Genomic DNA, 17,346 nt, shown 5'->3' on the forward strand with positions numbered 1-17,346 from the left:
GGTGGACCTGCGGCAAGTGGACCTGCGGCGAGTGGAGCCGCCGGAAGTGGAGCCGCCGGTGGACCTGCGGCAAGTGGACCTGCGGCGAGTGGAGCCGCCGGAAGTGGAGCCGCCGGTGGACCTGCGGCAAGTGGACCTGCGGCGAGTGGAGCTGCGGGGAGCGGATCTGCGGCAGGTGAATCCGCCGGAACCGGAACCGCGGGAACTGGAAATGCCGCGTCGCGCCATGGGCACGCGAGGCGAGGGGGCGTGCGGACGCCGAACGCTTCCGGGGTCCGGATCGGGCGGGTGGTGGCATGACCTCACCCTCGGCCGCTTCCCCCTCGGTCCGCCGGGACGCCGGTGACGGCATTTCCTCGGTTGTTCGGCGTGCTGTCGGCGTACGTGTGCTGACGGGTCTTGTGGTTGGCGCCGCGGTGATTCTCGCTGCTGTCGCGGTGGTGCTTCCGTGGGAGCCGCCCCATGCCTTGACGCCTTCGCCGGCGGCCGGCGTCGCGGTCGCCCTGCTTCTCGTCGCTCTCGCCCAGCTGGCCCAACTGCGGGTGCGGGTCGGGCGTGGAACCGTCAGCGTTTCCTGGGGCGAGACCGCCTTCGTGCTCGGGTTCGCGCTGGCACCGCCCGGATGGCTGCCCGCCGCCACCCTCGTCGGGGCCGCCGCGGCTTGGTTGCTCATCACCTGGCTCAACGGCCATCGAGCGATCGCCGACGTGCTTCATCTCGCGGCCTCCCTCGCCCTGGGGACGTGCGGCGCGATCTCGGTCGCGTACGCGATCATCGGTCCTGGCGCGTCGGTGGGCAGCACCCGTACCCAAATCGGGTTGATAGCCGGCGCCGCGACCTACCTTGCCATCACCCTCGGTCTTGCCCTGTTGACGCTGTCGGTGCATCGGGATGCCACGCTGGCCCAGATCGCCGCGCGGGCGCTGCACGCCAAGCTGCCGATGTTCGTCGGCAATGTCCTGGTCGGACTTTCCGCGCTGTATGCCCTGGTGAATGAGCCTTTGTGGCTCGTCGCGTTCCCGCCCGTGCTGTGGCTGCTGCAGCGGACGTATCGCTATCACCTTCGCGCGGAAGAGGAGCGGCGGGTGTGGGAGGCGTTCGCGCGAGCCACCCGTACGCTCGGTGGTCCGACGGAGGCCGTGGTCGCCGCCGCCGGGCTGCGGGGTGCGCTGGACGTCTTCGGTGCCCGGCGCGTCGAGATCGAGGTCTCGCTGCCGCTCGCGTCCGATGCGACCCATTCGCCGCCGCATTCGTCGGAGGCCGTGCGGCCTCCGCTCGTGGAGATCGATTCCGGGCGCGGCCACCGGCGGCGGTATGTCGGCGATGCCCTACCCGTCTCGGCGCCCGGTGCGGCCCCCGGGCCGGTCATCACGCGGACCATGGCCGTCGGGGACACGGAGGTTGGCGAGATCACCGTCTGGCTGGCCCAGCCGACCATGCCGGCCGCCCGTGACGAGCTGGCTGTTTCCGCCTACGCCGACGTGCTTGCCGGCTCGCTGCATGATGCGGCGGCGCATGAGCGGCTCGCTCTGCTCGACGCCCGGGTCGCGCACGACGGTGCCCACGATCAACTGACCGGTCTCGCCAACCGCCTCGCGTTGCTCACCGACGGCGAGACGCTGCTCCGGTCGCTGCACCGCGACCAGGCCGTCGCGGTTCTGCTGCTCGACCTCAACAACTTCCGGGAGATCAACGGCACGCTCGGTCATCGGGCCGGCGACGACGTTTTGCGTACGGTCGCAGCCCGCCTGACCGACCTCGCCCGCGAACGGGAGCTCGTGGCGCGGCTCGGTGACGACGAGTTCGCCGTGCTGTTGCCCACGGTCGCCACCCTCACCGACTCCGCGACGCCCCTGCATGAGGCGCCCAGTCCACTGCCGCAGGCCGTGCGCCGGGCCCGGGAGATCGTCGAGAGCCTCGGACGGCCCACCGAGATCGGGGGAGTGCGGCTGGTCGTCGAGGTTGCCGTCGGTGTTGTGGTGGAGCGAGCCGGCCACGCCGATGTCAGTGAGCTGATCCGCCGGGCGGGCATCGCGCTGGAGCAGGCGAAGGAGCTGCACGTGGGCGTCGCCGCGTACGACAGTGCCCGCGATGCCAGTAGCACCGACCATCTGGCCCTGCCCGCCGAGCTGCACGAGGCGCTCACCGCGGAGGACCAGCTCATCTTGGTGCTGCAGCCCGAGGTCGACCTCGACACCGGTGCGCCCACCGGGGTGGAAGCGCTGATCCGCTGGAACCATCCGCGTCGCGGCCTGCTGACGCCCGCCCTCTTCGTCGAGATCGTCGAACTCGGCGAGCTGTTGGCGCCGTTCACGCGCTATGTCCTCGACCGGGCCCTCGAGGCCGCCTCGGCGTGGACGGCGGCGGGCGTCGACGTACCCGTCTCCGTCAACATCTCGGCCCGCAGCCTGCTCGACGCGACCTTCCCGGCGCAGGTGGCCGACGCCCTGCGCCGGCACCGGCTGGCACCGGCGCGACTGGTTCTCGAGATCACCGAGTCGGTCGCGGTCAACGACCAGGGTGTCGTGGACGAGGTGCTGGCCGCGCTGCGGGAGATGCAGGTGCAGATCTCCGTCGACGACTTCGGCACCGGCTTCTCCTCGCTCGCCTTCGTCACCCGGGTCCAGGTCGACGAACTCAAGGTGGACCGCTCCTTCGTCACCGAGATGACGGATTCGCCCGCCGCCGCGGCCGTCGTCCGCGGAGCGGTGGAGCTGGGTGCCCGCCTGGGTGCGCGGGTCGTCGCCGAGGGCGTGGAGACCGCCGAGCAGCGTGCGGCCCTGCTCGCCCTCGGATGTACGGCGGCGCAGGGCTACCACTTCAGCCGCCCGCTGCCCGTCGACAAGATCGTGCCGGCGCTGATCCACCTGGCGGACGCCGCGCCCGCCAAGATCGTGCCGCTGCGAGCCGACGGCGCTTCGTAAGGTTCTCCCGCGTACGCCCGGACTAGGTTGGAACCATGGCCAACCGTCTAGCGACCGCGACCTCGCCATACCTGCTCCAGCACGCCGGCAACCCCGTCGACTGGTGGCCCTGGTCGGACGAGGCGTTCGAGGAGGCGCGCCGGCGTGACGTGCCGGTGCTCATCTCCGTCGGCTACGCCGCCTGCCACTGGTGCCATGTGATGGCGCACGAGTCCTTCGAGGACGAGAGCATCGCCCGCCAGGTCAACGCCGCGTTCGTGGCGATCAAGGTGGACCGTGAGGAGCGGCCCGACGTCGACGCCGTCTACATGACCGCGACACAGGCCATGACCGGGCAGGGCGGCTGGCCGATGACCGTGTTCGCCACGCCGGAGGGCGAGCCGTTCTTCTGCGGCACCTACTACCCCAAGGCCAACTTCGCCCGCCTGCTCGACTCGGTGGCCACCGTGTGGCGCGACCAGCGCGACGACATCGTCGAGCAGGGCGCCGCGGTGGTCGAGGCCGTCGGCGGCGCTCAGCTGGTCGGCGGTCCCACCACCCCGATCTCGGCCTCTCTGCTCGACGCCGCGGCGCTCCACCTCGCCAAGGACCACGACCAGACCTATGGCGGATTTGGCGGCGCCCCCAAGTTCCCACCGCACATGAACCTGCTGTTCCTGCTGCGCCGCCACCAGCGCACCGGTGCCGCCGAGGGCCTGGAGATCGTGCGCCACACGGCCGAGCGGATGGCGCGCGGCGGCATCTACGACCAGCTCGCGGGAGGGTTCGCCCGCTACGCCGTCGACACCACGTGGACCGTGCCGCACTTCGAGAAGATGCTGTATGACAACGCGCTCCTGCTCCGCGTCTACACCCAGCTGTGGCGGCTGACGGGCGACCCGCTCGCCCGCCGCATCGCCGACGAGACCGCCGAGTTCCTGCTGCGAGACCTCGCCACGCCCACCGGTGGCCTGGCCTCGGCGCTGGACGCGGACACCGAGGGCGCCGAGGGGCTGACATATGCGTGGACGCCCGCGCAGCTGACCGCCGCGCTCGGCGAGGAGGACGGGGCCTGGGCCGCCGACCTCTTCCGCGTCACCGCCGAGGGCACGTTCGAGCACGGCAGCAGCGTCCTGATCCTGGCCCGCGACCTCGACGACCTGAGCGAGGCACCCGCCCGCCCAGGCTTGAAAGCCGACGCTGGTCGTGAGGCCGACAGCGTTGCCGCGCAGACCGTGGCTCGTTGGCGGAACGTGCGCGGCCGGCTCCTTGCCGCACGGGCCGAGCGGCCCCAACCGGCCCGGGACGACAAGGTCGTGGCCTCGTGGAACGGCCTCGCGATCACGGCACTGGTCGAGCATGCCGCGCTCCTCGACTCGCCCGCCTCCCGCGCGGCGGCAGTGGGCATCGCCGAGGTGCTGGCCGACCGGCACATCGTGGACGGTCGCCTACGCCGCGTTTCCCGCGACGGCACCGTCGGAGACCCGGTCGGTGTGCTCGAGGACTACGGCGCTGTCGCGGAGGCATTCTGCGCGGTGCACCAGCTCACCGGCGACGGCCGTTGGCTCACCGCCGCCGGCCAGATTCTCGACGTGGCGCTGGCCCACTTCGGCACCGGCCAGGGCGGCTTCTACGACACGGCCGACGACGCGGAACGCCTGGTGACCCGCCCGGCCGACCCCACGGACAACGCCACCCCGTCGGGCCTCGCGGCCATCTGCGCGGGCCTCGTGGCATACGCGGCGTTGACGGGCGACACCCGCTACCGCGAGGCGGCCGACGCGGCGCTCGAGACGGTCGGACCCCTGATCGGCAGCCACCCCCGCTTCGCCGGCTACTCAGCCACGGTGGCCGAGGCGGTGTTGGCCGGCCCCTACGAGATCGCCATCGCCACGGACAACCCCAACGACCCCCTCCTTGCCACGGCGTACCGCCACGCTCCGCCCGGAACGGTGATCGTCGCGGGCCCACCGGACAAGCCGGGCGTTCCACTCCTCGCGCAACGCCCTCTCATCGACGGCCGTTCGAGCGCCTATGTGTGCCGAGGCTTCGTCTGCGATCGTCCGGCGACAACCCCCGCAGAACTGGAGGCGCGCCTGACAAGCTAATCCAAAGCCGCCGAAGCATTGGGCTCAAGCTCGCCCAGGTGACGGAAACGATGGGGCGTCGGGCGGTGGGTCGGTCGGTCGGGCGGTCGGTGGGGCGCGGTGGCGTGCCGTGCTGTCGGTCTGAGCTGAGCTCGGTGGCGGGCGGATCAGCGGGGCTTGGTGGTCGGTGTGCTGGCCGGGCCAGGCCTGGGCTCGGCGGCGGGCGGTCGGTTGGTCGGGCGGGCGTGGTGGCGTGCCGTGCTGTCGGTCTGAGTTGAGTTCGGCGGCGGGCGGCGGGCGGATCAGCGGGGCTTGGTGGCGGATGGGCTGGCGGGCCGGGCTCGCCGAGGCCCGGTGAGCGACTACAAACCTGAGCCTGGCGAGTAGGCCACAGCGCCTTCGGTGACGGACCGAACGCGGGCCGTCGGCCGCGCGGATCGCGGCTGTTCGTCGCGCCCCGATGTCGCGAATCGAGCTGCTGTAAAGGCTGTTCCCGGATGGACTTCCGCCAGACCGGCTGCGTGGTGACGCGCAGCCGCCGGTCGTCGGCAGCTTCCGGTCGGCGGTGCGCCGCCGCGAGGTGGGCTTCGTCATCTCCTACCCGCCCGGGTACGCCGACGGCGCCGACCTGCCGGTCTGCCTGGCCCTGCACGGGTACGGCGGCGACGCCAGGGCCGCCATCGGGGCTGGGGATTACCCGCAGTTCATCGCCGGGGCCGTGCGCGACGGCGCCGCACCGTTCGCACTCGCGGCACCCGACGGCGGTAACGGCTACTGGCACCCGCATGCCAGCGACGATCCGCTCGGCATGCTCGTTGACGAGTTTCTGCCGATGCTCGCATCCCGGGGTTTACGCACCGACCGGGTTGCGGTGGCCGGCTGGTCGATGGGTGGCTACGGGGCGTTGCTCTGCGGGTTGACCTACCGCGAAGAGTTCCGGCTGATCGTCGCGACATCACCCGCGATCTTCCATTCGTACGCTGACGCCCACAACGTCAACCCGGGCGCGTACGACTCGAGCGACGAGTGGGCACGCTACGACGTGACTGCCCGCGCCGACCGGTTCGCTGGGTTGTCGGTGCGGATCGCCATTGGAGCGGCTGATCCGTTCGCCCCGGCCGTACGGGCATTTCGAGACCGGCTGCCCGACCCCGGTGTTGTGCGGATCGCGACCGGATGTCACGACCACCGGTTCTGGACGTACGCCGCACCGGATCAGGTCCGAGCCATCAGCAGCGCACTTGCGACCTGAGGTGGGGACGGTGACTCCGCGCATAGTTGTAGCGCTGCACTGTGCGGCCGAGCCCGAGTTGGTCCGGAAAGCTGTCGACCCGTCGGCTATTGACGGTCGTCATCGAGAATGGGCCGCACGGCATCAACGCCTCGCACCCGGCCGAGGCGGGTCCGGTCAGAGCGAGAACCGCGGCCTCACGCCCGGAACGTCTGGCGGTAGCTGTCCGGTGGCACGCCGACCGTGCGGTGGAAGTGGCGGCGCAGGGTTGTCGCCGTGCCCATCCCGGCGGCCGCGGCGATGGTGTCGACGCTGTGGTCAGTGGTTTCCAGCATCTCCTGGGCGCGGCGGATCCGCTGGGTCAGCAGCCACTGCAGCGGGGTGGTACCGGTGATCGCGCGGAAGTGGCGGGTCAGGTGGCGCGAGCTCATGTTCGCCTGGTGGGCCAGGTCCTCTACGGTGAGTGGCTGGTCCAGCCGCAGCATCACCCATGGGAGCAGGTCGGCCAGTGGGTGGTCGTCCTGGGCGGGCACCGGTGTGGTGACGAACTGGGCCTGGCCGCCGGCCCGGTGCGGCGGCACGACCAGGCGGCGGGCGGCGATGTTGGCGATCGCCGAGCCGTAGTCACGGCGGATCAGGTGCAGGCACAGGTCCATCGCCGCGGCTTTGCCCGCGGAGGTGAGCACGCTGCCGTTGTCGACGTAGAGCACATCCGGGTCGACCGTCACCCGGGGATAGCGCGCGGCCAGTTGCTCGGTGTGTGCCCAGTGCGTTGTCGCTCGCAGCCCGTCCAGCAGGCCGGCGGCGGCGAGGACGAACACGCCCGTGCACAGGGAGACGATCCGCGCGCCCGCCTCGTGGGCAGCGCGCACCGCCTCGACGAGGGCGGTCGGCGGGTCCTCGGTGACGTCCGCCAGGGCGGGGACGATCACCGTGCCCGCGCGGGCCAGCCGGTCGAGCCCGTAGTCCGGCTCCAGCAGGAACCTGCCGACCCGCACGGGCCGCGTGCCGCACACGCTCACGTCGTACCAAGGGCTTCGCACGGCGTCGGGGGCCGAGCCGAGGACCTCGTAGGCCAGGGCCAGCTCGAAGTGCAGCATCCCGTCGGTGGCCGCGACGGCGACGGAACGTGAGACGGCAGCCATGTCGGAAATTGTACGGGTCATGTCGTTCCGGACACTGGCGGGGATCGGTCGACGCGGCCAGGCTTTCCAGCAGCTGATCAATTCAAGCCACAGGGAGAGCGGGACATGGCAACGGTGGGAAACGTCGCGGTCTACGGCGCTTATGGGCACACCGGGCGGTTCGTGGTCGCCGAACTGCGGAAGCGGGGATACCTCCCGTTGTTACTCGGTCGCGACCGGGACAAGCTGCGGGCGCTGGTGCGGGACCACCCGAACGTCGAGGCACGGCAGGCGTCGGTCGACGATCCGGCCTCGCTCGACCGGGCGCTGAACGGCGCGTACGCGGTGATCAACACCGCCGGGCCGTTCGCCTCGACCACCGGCGCGGTGGTCAAGGCGGCACTGCGCGCCGGCATCCCGTATGTCGATGTGGCGGCTGAGATCGAGGCGAACGTCGACACGTTCGCGCACTTCGCCGAACCCGCCCGCGCCGCCGGCACCGTGGTGGTCCCAGCGATGGCCTTCTACGGCGGCCTCGGCGACCTGCTGGTCACCACCGCGATGGGCGACTGGACGGCCGCAGACGAGGTGCGTGTCGCCTACGGCCTGAGTAACTGGCATCCGACCGGCGGCACGCTCGCCTCTGGCGTGGTCTCGGCGCAGCGGCGCGGTGGCCGCCGGGTCCGCTTCACCGGCGGACAACTGCGGTACCACGACGACGCGCTGCCGACCCTGGAGTGGTCCTTCCCAGCCCCGCTCGGCCCGCAGAGCGTCATCGGCGAGTTCACCATGGCCGACGTCGTCACCATCCCCAGCCACCTCGCCGTGCCGGAGGTCCGCACCTACATGACCGCCAAGGCGGCCTCGGACCTCCTTTCCCCTGATCCCACGGCACCGACCGCGGTCGACGAGCGCGGCCGCTCCGCACAGACGTTTGTCGTCGACGCCCTCGTCCGTTCCGGTGACACGGAACGCCGCGTGGCCGCCGCCGGTCAGGACATCTACGCCATCAGCGCGCTGCTCGCGGTGGAAGCCGTCGACCGCATCCTCACCGGCCGGATCCGGGCGACCGGCGTCGTCTCCGCCGGCGCGGTCTTCGACTCCCCCGACTTCCTTGACGCCCTGTCCGCACACCTGACGCTGTACGCCCCAGCGGAAACTCGCATCTGACCAGCGAGCGGCCCGGGATCGTGGGGCGACGGCCTGGGCCGGCGGACCGGCGGGGGGTGGGCCCGTCGCCGGCGGAGGAAGACAGCCTGGGGTGGCGGTCCGGACGCCGTCCCTGGGTGGCGGTCCGGACGCCGTCGCCGGGCGGGGGAGGACAGCCTGGGTGGCGGTCGGTCCGGATCTCGTAGCCGGCGGGGGCGGACGGCCTGGAGGTCGACGGTGCCGGGTGCGGTAGCCGCCGGAGGCGGGGTCGGTCGGTGCTGCTTCTGTCGGCCACGGTGGGCGTATCCAATGAACTAGGTCTTGACTGACCAGCAGCCCCCTCCGCGGCCCGGAGCCGCGGTCGTTAGGCTTGGTCAGCGATGGATACTCGAACCGGTCTTCCCGTTGTCGGCATGGTGGGCGGCGGGCAGTTGGCCCGGATGACCCACCAGGCCGCGATCGCCCTCGGGCAGTCGTTGCGGGTGCTTTCCGAAGCTCCCGACGACAGTGCCGCCCTCGTTGCTGCCGATGTGCGGGGTGGGACGCATACCGACCTATCGGCGCTGCGGGAGTTCGCCAAGGGGTGCGACGCCGTTACGTTTGATCATGAGCATGTGCCGACCGGGCATATTGCCGCGCTGGCTGCCGAGGGCGTGAAGATCTATCCGGGTGCGGAGGCGATCGTCTTCGCTCAGGACAAGCGCCGGATGCGGGAGCGGTTGTCGGAGCTTGGGGCGCCTGTGCCGCGGTGGCGGCCCGTGTCGACCGCTGGTGACATCGCCGACTTCGCTGCCGAGGTGAGCGCCGGCGGAGTCGCTGTGGCCGGAGGTTCACGGAGCGGGGGGTGGCCCGTTGTCGCCAAGGCTGTGCGTGGTGGTTACGACGGTCGTGGCGTGTGGATGCTCGCTGACCTCGCGGCCGCCGAGGAGCTTGTCGCTACCGGGGTGGATCTGATCGTCGAGGAGCGGGTGCCTCTTCGGCGGGAGATTGCCGCTCTTGTCGCTCGGTCTCCGTTCGGGCAGGTTGCCGCCTATCCCGTGGTGGAGACCGTGCAGCGGGACGGGATCTGTGTCGAGGTGCTCGCGCCCGCTCCGGAGCTTCCCGAAAAGCTTGCTGTCGCGGCCCAGCAGCTGGCGATCGATCTTGCCCATGCGCTCGGGGTTGTCGGGTTGCTCGCCGTCGAGTTGTTCGAGACGGCGGACGGGATCGTCGTCAACGAGCTTGCCATGCGGCCGCACAATTCGGGGCATTGGACCATTGAGGGGGCTCGGACCTCGCAGTTCGAGCAGCATCTGCGGGCCGTGCTCGATTATCCGATGGGTGAGACGTCGCTGACCGCTCCCGCCGTGGTCATGGCGAACGTGCTCGGTGGGGCGCCCGGGGGGATGACGCTGGACGAGCGGCTGCATCATCTGTTTGCCGCGGATCCCGGGGTGCGGGTTCATCTGTACGGCAAGCAGGTGCGTCCCGGACGCAAGATCGGGCACGTCACCGTGCTCGGTGACGACATGACATCGGTTCGCGCCAGGGCTGTTCGGGCCGCCCGGTGGTTGGAGAAGGGCGAGTGATGGCACCCAGCGTCGGCGTGATCATGGGTAGTGATTCGGACTGGTCCACGATGGAGGCGGCGGCGCTGGCGCTGGCCGAGTTCGAGGTGCCGTTCGAGGTCGGCGTGGTGTCGGCGCACCGTACGGTGCAGAAGATGGTCGACTACGCGACGTCGGCCGCCGATCGTGGGCTGAAGGTCATCATCACCGGCGCGGGCGGCGCGGCGCATCTGCCGGGGATGGTCGCGGCCCTGACGCCGCTGCCGGTGATCGGGGTGCCGGTGCCGCTCAAGTACCTCGACGGGATGGATTCGCTGCTGTCGATCGTGCAGATGCCGGCCGGCGTGCCGGTTGCCACGGTGTCGATCGGCGGCGCTCGGAACGCCGGGCTGCTGGCGGTGCGCATTCTGGCGGCCTCCGATCCGGGGCTGCTGAAGAAGATGCGGGACTTCCAGACGAATCTTGAGCAGGTTGTCGCGGAGAAGGACGCGGCGTTGCGGGCCAAACTTCTGGGCTAGCCTCGTCAGCGCATCCGGACGAGTGCTCCCCGCAGCCGTTCCTGGGTTCGTCGCCGGTTCTCGTTGGTCGCTCCCAGGAAGAGCAGCACTACGCCGACCGGCACCAGCACCAGCCACGGCCCGACCAGCGTTGTCGCGAAGTGCAGGGTCGCGATCGCCGTCGCCGTCGCGCCGATGACCACCGGGGCCTGTTGCTGGAGGCGGGAGCCGACGATGAGGGTTGCCACGGCGCCGAGCAGGAGCAGCATTTCGCGCAGGTCGCCCGCGTCCGTGGCGATCACCAGGCCGGTGGTCGGGACGAAGGCCGCGAGCAGGGCCGGCCCGTACGCGGCCCAGCTGCTCAGCTCCGGCCGCTGGCGGGCCTCCAGGATGCCGACCAGCAGCGCCAGCGCGGCGAACGGCAGGGTGTAGGCCTCCGGGAGGGCCACGTCGGCGAGGGCCACGAACAGCCAGATGCCGATGATCTCGAAGCCCACCGCCAGCCAGAACAGGTTGCGGCGCTGCTGGGGTGTGCGGCCCGGGCGGGTCGCGGCGAGGCCGAGGACCGCGCCCCAGGCGGCGAGGAGGGCCGCCAGGTGGGACGGGGAGTCGAAGGCGAGCGCCCCCGCGAGCAGGGCCGAGGCGTACCCGCTCCATTCCACGGTGGCCGCTTCGAGGCGGTATTCGGGCAGGCCGAGCCGGGGGAGAGCGGCCTCGAGGATCAGCAGGGCCGCGCCGACCGCCAGGACGCCGAAGGCCGCCCATTCGTGGGTGAGGCCGGCGACGAGGGCCACGGCGAGGACGAAGAACTGGCCCATGCCGGCGGCGAACAGCCAGCCCAGCACCCGGGCGTGACGGCTCCGGCCGGCCACCGCGGCGATCAGGCCGACGCCGATGGCGCAGCCCAGGGTGAACAGCGTCAGCTGCCGGGTCGCCAGGCTGCCGGCGAGGCCGGCGCCGCCGGCGATCAGGCCGATGACGAAGACGAGGTTGCGGGTCGAGCGCAGCAGCGCGGCATGGGTCGCGACCGGCGGCGGGGTCAGGGCCAGGCCGAGCATGACGATCGTGAAGACCACCAGCGCCGCCGCGGTCGACCCCGGCCAGGGGGCGTTCAGCGCGATGGGCGCGATCAGCAGGGTGATCGCCAGGCCCGGAAGGATCACCGGTACGGCCTCGGCCGGCTTGCCTCCGAAGCCGAGGGCGGCGAGCGCGGCGGCCACCGTCAGCAGCACGGTGGCGAGCACGCTGGTGCCGTCGACGCTGCCCTGCGCCGGATCGGTGAGTGCCGTCACCGGGCCCTGCCAGATCGCGCTGAGTTGCCGCATCGGGTCGAGCAGTGCCGCGCGCAGGGCCGGTGCGATCGAGAACAGGGCGAGGACCGTGGGCAGCGCCGCGACGATCACCGCGCCGGTGGCCGGGCCGACGAGCCAGCGGCCGCGCAGGCCGCTCGGGCGCAGGCCGGCCCGGCGTGGGCGCGCGAGGCGCTGTTCCCGCCAGGTGTGCGGCGGGGCCAGGGTCAGCCCCGGTGCCGGCACCGAGCCGCGCAGCAGCTCCGCGACGACGCCGAGCAGCGCGGCGGCGGCCGCGTACAGGGCCGTGGGGTAGTCGCTCGGCACGGAGGCGACGGCGGTGATGGTGGCGCCGCCGACCAGGCCGATCGTCGCCCACGGCAGGTACTGCGGCACCCAGCGGCCGGCGACCGCCAGCAGCGAGAGCATCAGGCTGGACCCGGCCAGGGCGGCGGTCAGCACCACCTGCGCCGAGCGGTGCTGGTCGGCGGCGATCGCCGCCAGCACGCCGGGGGCCGCGAGCAGTGCGCCCATGGTGGCCGCGCCGCCGATCTGGGCGCGGTGCCTCGGCATGCCGGTGTCGTCGAGTGTGTAGGCCACGACCTCGTCGACTTCGGCGCGTTCGGCCCAGCGGCGCCGGGCGGCCGGGGTGAGGTCGGCGCGGGACAGCCAGGCCACCACGGTGCCGGTGAGCACGATGAGGCCGAGGGCGAGGGCCGTCGACCAGGGCCGGATCAGGCCGGCGCCGGCCGCGTGCAGGGCCACCACGGCGGCGACGCCGACGCGGCTCAGCGCGGCCCGGGGGTCGGTGGCGGCCACCGACGCGATCCCGTACCCGACGGCGACGGCGCCGCCGATCAGCAGCGGTGACCACCAGGGCAGGCCGAAGGCCGCCGGCGCGCCGATAGTGGCCAGCGCGACGGTCACGGCGCTGACGTCGTACCTGGCGGGGCGGGGCAGTGCGGCGGTCGCGGCGATCGCGATGATCACCAGGGCCACCGGCGACTGCCAGGCGCCGGGCTCGGCACTCGCGGGGTAGCCGCTGACGTCGGAGGACCAGATCGGGCCGGGCGCGGCGATGATCCGCAGGCCGTCGGCCAGCGCCTGCCAGCCGGCGATCGCGCCGACGACCAGGCCGGCCAGGCCTACGCCGCGGACCGGCCCGCGGCGCCAGTCGTCCGGGAGGGCGTGCACCCCGAAGGCGACGATCAGGACCACGACGGCGCCGACGGCCAGCGGCGCGTGCGGGAAGGCGAGGGCCGCGACCCGCGCGAGGGCGCCGCAGACCGCCACGGTCGCCGCGGCGGCGGCGATGTCGGGGCCGTCGAGCATCCGGTCGGCGCGGCGGCCGTTGTCCAGCGACTTGGCGAAGAAGAGCAGGCAGGCGGCGACGAGCAGGAGCGCGCCGACCCAGATGTCGGCCGCGGTGGCGCCGGGGGAGAACAGCGCGGCCAGCGCCAGGGCGACCGCGCCGAGGCCCGCCCCGGCGGTCATCGGAAGGCTGACCTCGCGGCGCGCGACCTGGAACACCGCCGCGTAGGTGAGCGTCCCGGCCACGGCGAGGAAGCCCAGCGCGAGCGCCGGCACCGTGACGGCCTCGTTGGGCGGGGGGCCGCCGCCACGGTCGTGGACGGCGAGGACCCCGGTAACCACGGCACCCGGGATCGCGAGGGCGGCCGCACCGGAGGCCCAGTCGCCGACCAGCCACGCGTACAGGCGTACGGGCATCTGGCGGGCCGCGACCGCGACCATCACGCCGGCGCCGGCCAGCGCGGTCAGGACGGCGGCGGTGAGCCACGAGGCGCTCAGAGCGGCGCCGGCGCCGAACATTCCGACCACCCCGGCGCCGGCGATGTGCGCGATGGCGACCCGGCGGGTCGGCGCCAGCAGACCGGCGGCGCCGATCCCGATCGCGGCGACCACCAGCGGCCAGGGGGCCTCCGACCAGGGCAGACCGAGCGACGCGGGCACGGACAGGGCGGTCAGGGCGACCCCGGTGACGGCGCCCTCGCGGCGGTATTCCGCCGGCAGGGCGAGCGCGGCGGCGATGGTCGCCAGCAGGGCGCTCAGCGCGAGCAGCCAGCCCGACTCGCCGGCGGCGTCGGCGATCCGGTTCGCGTACGCGGCCGTGTCCGCGTCCCAGACCGGCCGCGCGGCCTGGACCGGTGCCAGCGCGGCGCGGAGGGCGTCGACGGCCACGAACAGTCCGATCAGGGTGAGTGCGCCGGCCGACGCGTACTGCGGGCCGCGGCGCACCTCGTCGGGGAGCATGCGGACGGCCGCACCGGTGGCCGCGACGGCGGCCGCCGCCGCGGCGAGGGTCCAGGCCGGCGACGCCACGTCGGCGATGCGCGCGCAGGCCGCGATGACAGCGAGCGTCAGCACCGCCCCGGCGATGTTGCTGGCCGGGATCTGGTCGACCAGCCGGGCCGCCGCCGACACGATGACCGCGGCGAAGATCAAGATCAATCCGGAGCGTACGGCGTCAGCAACCGCGTCCGCGCCGATCAGCCCGGCGCCCGCGTACAGGAGAGCGCCGGCCGCGGCGAGGCACAGCAGGCCGAACGTCAGCTGCCGAAGCCATCCCGCGGACGGCGGAGTCGCGGGCGGCGCGAGGGGCACTGAGCCCGCCGCTGGCGCGCCCGCGGGGCGTGAGCCGGGAAAGATCCGGGTCGGCAGCCAGCGGCGGCGCCGACGGCCGGTGAGCCCGCCGATGATCAGATCGGGTTCCTCGGGGCGCGACTCGGGACGGTCCGGAGTGCCGTACCCGGCGTCGGCGGCGGCCGGGTCGGCGCCGGCGGCGAGCACCGCGGCATCGTAGGAACCCGGATCGGCCGGATCCAGCCGGGTCTCGAAATCGCGGGCGCCGAGGTCGCGGGCGTCCGCCGCGGCCAGCGACTCGCGGTCGGCGGCCACCGGGCGCCCGATGGGCCAGCGCGGCACCAGCCGGCCGCTGCGGATCACGGTGGTGAGCAGCAGCAGGTCGATCACGGCCGTGACGGTCAGCGCGACCGCCCAGCCGGCCGGGCTCTCGATCACCGGGTACGCGAGCAGCGGCGGCACCGGCTGCACGGCCACCACGGTGGCGTAACGCGGCGCGGCCAGCCGCGTGGCACCGGCGTACGCGAAGGCCGCCGCTGTCGTGATCAGCAGCGCGACGCCGAGGAACACCGGGGGCGGGACGGAGGTGCCGCCGAGCGCGGGGCTGCCGTGCAGGGCGTACAGGCTCATCGGCAGCAGGACCAGGCCGACCGCGGCCAGGGTCTCACCGGTGGAGGTCAGGCCCCGGCGGGAGATCATCGGCGCGGCGGCCAGGGCGACGCCGGTGGCGATGGCGAGGATGAAGGCGCGCCCGATCGCATTGCTGGTCGCGCCGGCGAACACCACCGCCGCGACGCCGAGCACCAGGGCGCTGAGGCCGAGCAGGATGTTCTGCACCGACTGCGAGGACGTCTCGGGCGGGTGCGGCGGCGGATGCTCCGGCGGGGGCGCGACCCGGCGGCGCGGCGGCGGGGGCGCGGGTTCCTCGGTCGGCGGCGGCTCGTCCACCAGCATGGTCACGCCGTCGGTGGCCCGCCCGGGCGGACCGGTGTGCGGCGTGCCCGGCGGCGACCACGACGGGCGGTTCTCGGCGGGCGCGGACCCCTCGGCGGGGCGCCGCCGCACCCGGCGGGCGGTCTTCGCCGCCGCGGCGCGCTTCCGCTGCTGGTTGGCGTGCGCGAGGATGTCCCGCTGGAACTGCGCCGCCTGGATCTTGCCGGCGATGGTCGTGCGTTCCTTGGCCGCGGCCATGTCGCGGATCTTCAGTTCCGCGATCGACGCGTCGATGCGGGCCAGCTCATCGTCGTAGCTGTCCGGCTCTTCAGCCTGCGCCACGGCACCTCCTAGACCCGCCCCACCCGAAGCATGCCCTTCCGACACCTCATTAGAACAGTCCCAAGCGGGTCGAGATCAATGGAAACGGCCGCGAACCCGGCAGGTTCGCGGCCGTGGAGGCGAAACGGTCACTCTTCTAGAGGGCGGGCGTGGGTCGACCCATGCCGCGGTACTGCCAGCCGGCCCGCGCCCACAGCGCCGGGTCCAGGCAGTTCCGGCCGTCGATGACCCGCTTGCCGGCGACAAGGTCGCCGAGCGTGTTCGGGTCCGCGTGGCGGAACTCCGCCCACTCGGTGAGCACGCACACCAGCTCGGCGCCGGTGACCGCCTCGGACATGGAGGTCTCGTACACGAGCCCGGGCTGCACCATGCGCGCCCGCTCCATGCCCTGCGGGTCGTACACGTGAACGTCCGCGCCGGCGTTGGCCAGGGCCGCCGCGACGGCGAGGGCGGGCGCGTCGCGTACGTCGTCGGAATTGGGTTTGAAGGACGCGCCGAGGACGGCGATCCGGGCCCCGGACAGGTCCGGGCCGGCCGGGCCGGGCCGGCGGCCGAGCAGTTCGGCGGCGAGGGTGAGCACCTTGGTGCGCCGCCGCTGGTTGATCAGGTCGACCTCGTGCAGGAAGCGCAGCGCCTCGCCCGCGCCGAGCTCCTGCGCCCGGGCCTGGAACGCCCGGATGTCCTTGGGCAGGCAGCCGCCGCCGAAGCCGACGCCGGCCTGCAGGAAGCGGTTGCCGATGCGCGGGTCGTAGCCGATCGCCTTGGCCAGCTGGGTCACGTCACCGCCGGCGACCTCGCACACCTCGGCCATCGCGTTGATGAAACTGATCTTGGTGGCCAGGAACGCGTTCGCCGCCACCTTCACCAGCTCCGCCGTGGCGAAATCGGTCACCACCAGCGGCACCTCGCGGTCCTCGGTGGCGGCCAGGTCGAAAACGCCCTTGTGTACGGCGTACAGCATGCCGTTGGCCCAGTCGGACTTCACGCCGACCACGAGGCGGTTGGGCCGCAGCACGTCCTCGACCGCGAACCCCTCCTGCAGGAACTCCGGCGACCACGCCACCTCGACGCCCAGCTCCGGGTCGGTGTGCTTGGCGACCAACTGCTCGACCCATTCGGCCGTGCCGACCGGAACCGTCGACTTGCCCACGATCAGGGCGCGACGCTTCAGGTGCCGGGAGAGGTTCGTCACGGACGCCTCGACGTAGGCGAGGTCGGCACCCATGCCGTCCGCGCGCTGCGGCGTGCCCACGCAGATGAAGTGCACGTCGGCGAAGTCCGCGACCGTTTCGTAGGAGGTCGTGAACCGTAGCCGTCCCGATGCCAGATTGGTACGCAGCAGCTCGTCGAGGCCGGGCTCGTGGAAGGGAACCTGGCCGGCGGTCAGCTTGGCGATCTTCGCCTCGTCGACGTCGAAGCCCAGGACCTCGTAGCCCAGCTCGGCGAAACAGATCGCGTAGGTCGCGCCGAGATAGCCCGTGCCGAGGAACGCCACCCGCGGCCTTGAGGCGCCAGAAGGCGCCGTGACCTCGGGAAACGCGGGCACGGTCTGGTTGTTCGGGTACGGGATGGTCACGCTGCGAACTCCTAACACGGGGCGCCGGGGTGGGGGCTGACGCCGGACGTGGCACACACCTTCTCAT

The 17,346-nt window shown here is 72.7% G+C and carries 10 protein-coding genes; 7 read left to right on the top strand and 3 right to left on the bottom strand.

Features of this window, described 5'->3' with window-relative positions; all coding sequences use genetic code 11:
* The first annotated feature begins 115 nt into the window (after positions 1–115).
* The 4 genes from AB0M36_RS14600 (at position 116) to AB0M36_RS14615 (ending at position 6,242) form a co-directional block, all read left to right on the top strand.
* Positions 116–346: a hypothetical protein gene (locus AB0M36_RS14600; RefSeq protein ID WP_364157749.1), complete on the top strand. Its 231-nt coding sequence runs from the start codon at positions 116–118 to the stop codon at positions 344–346.
* A 4-nt stretch (positions 347–350) separates the two neighbouring features.
* Positions 351–2,924 carry a GGDEF domain-containing phosphodiesterase gene (locus AB0M36_RS14605; RefSeq protein WP_364157752.1) on the top strand — a complete coding sequence of 858 codons (2,574 nt, stop codon included), beginning with the start codon at positions 351–353 and terminating at the stop codon, positions 2,922–2,924.
* A gap of 35 nt (positions 2,925–2,959) precedes the next feature.
* Positions 2,960–5,011 (top strand): thioredoxin domain-containing protein, encoded by a 2,052-nt coding sequence (locus AB0M36_RS14610; RefSeq protein WP_364156887.1) that lies wholly within the window; start codon positions 2,960–2,962, stop codon positions 5,009–5,011.
* Between the two features lie 544 nt (positions 5,012–5,555).
* Positions 5,556–6,242 (top strand): alpha/beta hydrolase-fold protein, encoded by a 687-nt coding sequence (locus tag AB0M36_RS14615; RefSeq protein ID WP_364156889.1) that lies wholly within the window; start codon positions 5,556–5,558, stop codon positions 6,240–6,242.
* Positions 6,243–6,418: 176 nt separating this feature from the next.
* Here the strand turns inward: AB0M36_RS14615 and AB0M36_RS14620 are convergent, their stop codons facing one another.
* Complete coding sequence (locus AB0M36_RS14620; protein WP_364156892.1) at positions 6,419–7,366, bottom strand: helix-turn-helix domain-containing protein; 948 nt, start codon at positions 7,364–7,366, stop codon at positions 6,419–6,421.
* A gap of 105 nt (positions 7,367–7,471) precedes the next feature.
* Between AB0M36_RS14620 and AB0M36_RS14625 the strand changes: the two genes are divergently transcribed.
* The 3 genes from AB0M36_RS14625 (at position 7,472) to purE (ending at position 10,559) form a co-directional block, all read left to right on the top strand.
* Positions 7,472–8,515, top strand: coding sequence for a saccharopine dehydrogenase NADP-binding domain-containing protein (locus AB0M36_RS14625; RefSeq protein WP_364156894.1), 1,044 nt, complete (start codon positions 7,472–7,474; stop codon positions 8,513–8,515).
* Between the two features lie 359 nt (positions 8,516–8,874).
* Positions 8,875–10,062: a 5-(carboxyamino)imidazole ribonucleotide synthase gene (locus AB0M36_RS14630; protein ID WP_364156896.1), complete on the top strand. Its 1,188-nt coding sequence runs from the start codon at positions 8,875–8,877 to the stop codon at positions 10,060–10,062.
* Entirely contained in the window at positions 10,062–10,559 is a 498-nt protein-coding gene (gene purE / locus AB0M36_RS14635) for a 5-(carboxyamino)imidazole ribonucleotide mutase (RefSeq protein ID WP_364156899.1), read from the top strand. The genes AB0M36_RS14630 and purE overlap by 1 nt, the downstream gene beginning before the upstream one ends.
* A gap of 5 nt (positions 10,560–10,564) precedes the next feature.
* Here the strand turns inward: purE and AB0M36_RS14640 are convergent, their stop codons facing one another.
* On the bottom strand, positions 10,565–15,703 hold the full coding sequence (locus AB0M36_RS14640; protein ID WP_364156902.1) for a hypothetical protein: 5,139 nt from the start codon (positions 15,701–15,703) through the stop codon (positions 10,565–10,567).
* Between the two features lie 136 nt (positions 15,704–15,839).
* Positions 15,840–17,279 (bottom strand): UDP-glucose/GDP-mannose dehydrogenase family protein, encoded by a 1,440-nt coding sequence (locus tag AB0M36_RS14645; protein ID WP_364156905.1) that lies wholly within the window; start codon positions 17,277–17,279, stop codon positions 15,840–15,842.
* Positions 17,280–17,346: the final 67 nt, after the last annotated feature.

Origin of the sequence: Actinoplanes sp. NPDC051346 (assembly GCF_040682215.1) — a bacterium.
Taxonomy (GTDB): Bacteria; Actinomycetota; Actinomycetes; order Mycobacteriales; family Micromonosporaceae; genus Actinoplanes.

Coding starts and splice junctions, on each gene's coding strand:
- AB0M36_RS14610 (WP_364156887.1), top strand. CDS start 2,960: ATGGCCAACCGTCTAGCGACCGCGACCTCGCCATACCTGCTCCAGCAC.
- AB0M36_RS14620 (WP_364156892.1), bottom strand. CDS start 7,366: ATGGCTGCCGTCTCACGTTCCGTCGCCGTCGCGGCCACCGACGGGATG.
- AB0M36_RS14625 (WP_364156894.1), top strand. CDS start 7,472: ATGGCAACGGTGGGAAACGTCGCGGTCTACGGCGCTTATGGGCACACC.
- AB0M36_RS14630 (WP_364156896.1), top strand. CDS start 8,875: ATGGATACTCGAACCGGTCTTCCCGTTGTCGGCATGGTGGGCGGCGGG.
- purE (WP_364156899.1), top strand. CDS start 10,062: ATGGCACCCAGCGTCGGCGTGATCATGGGTAGTGATTCGGACTGGTCC.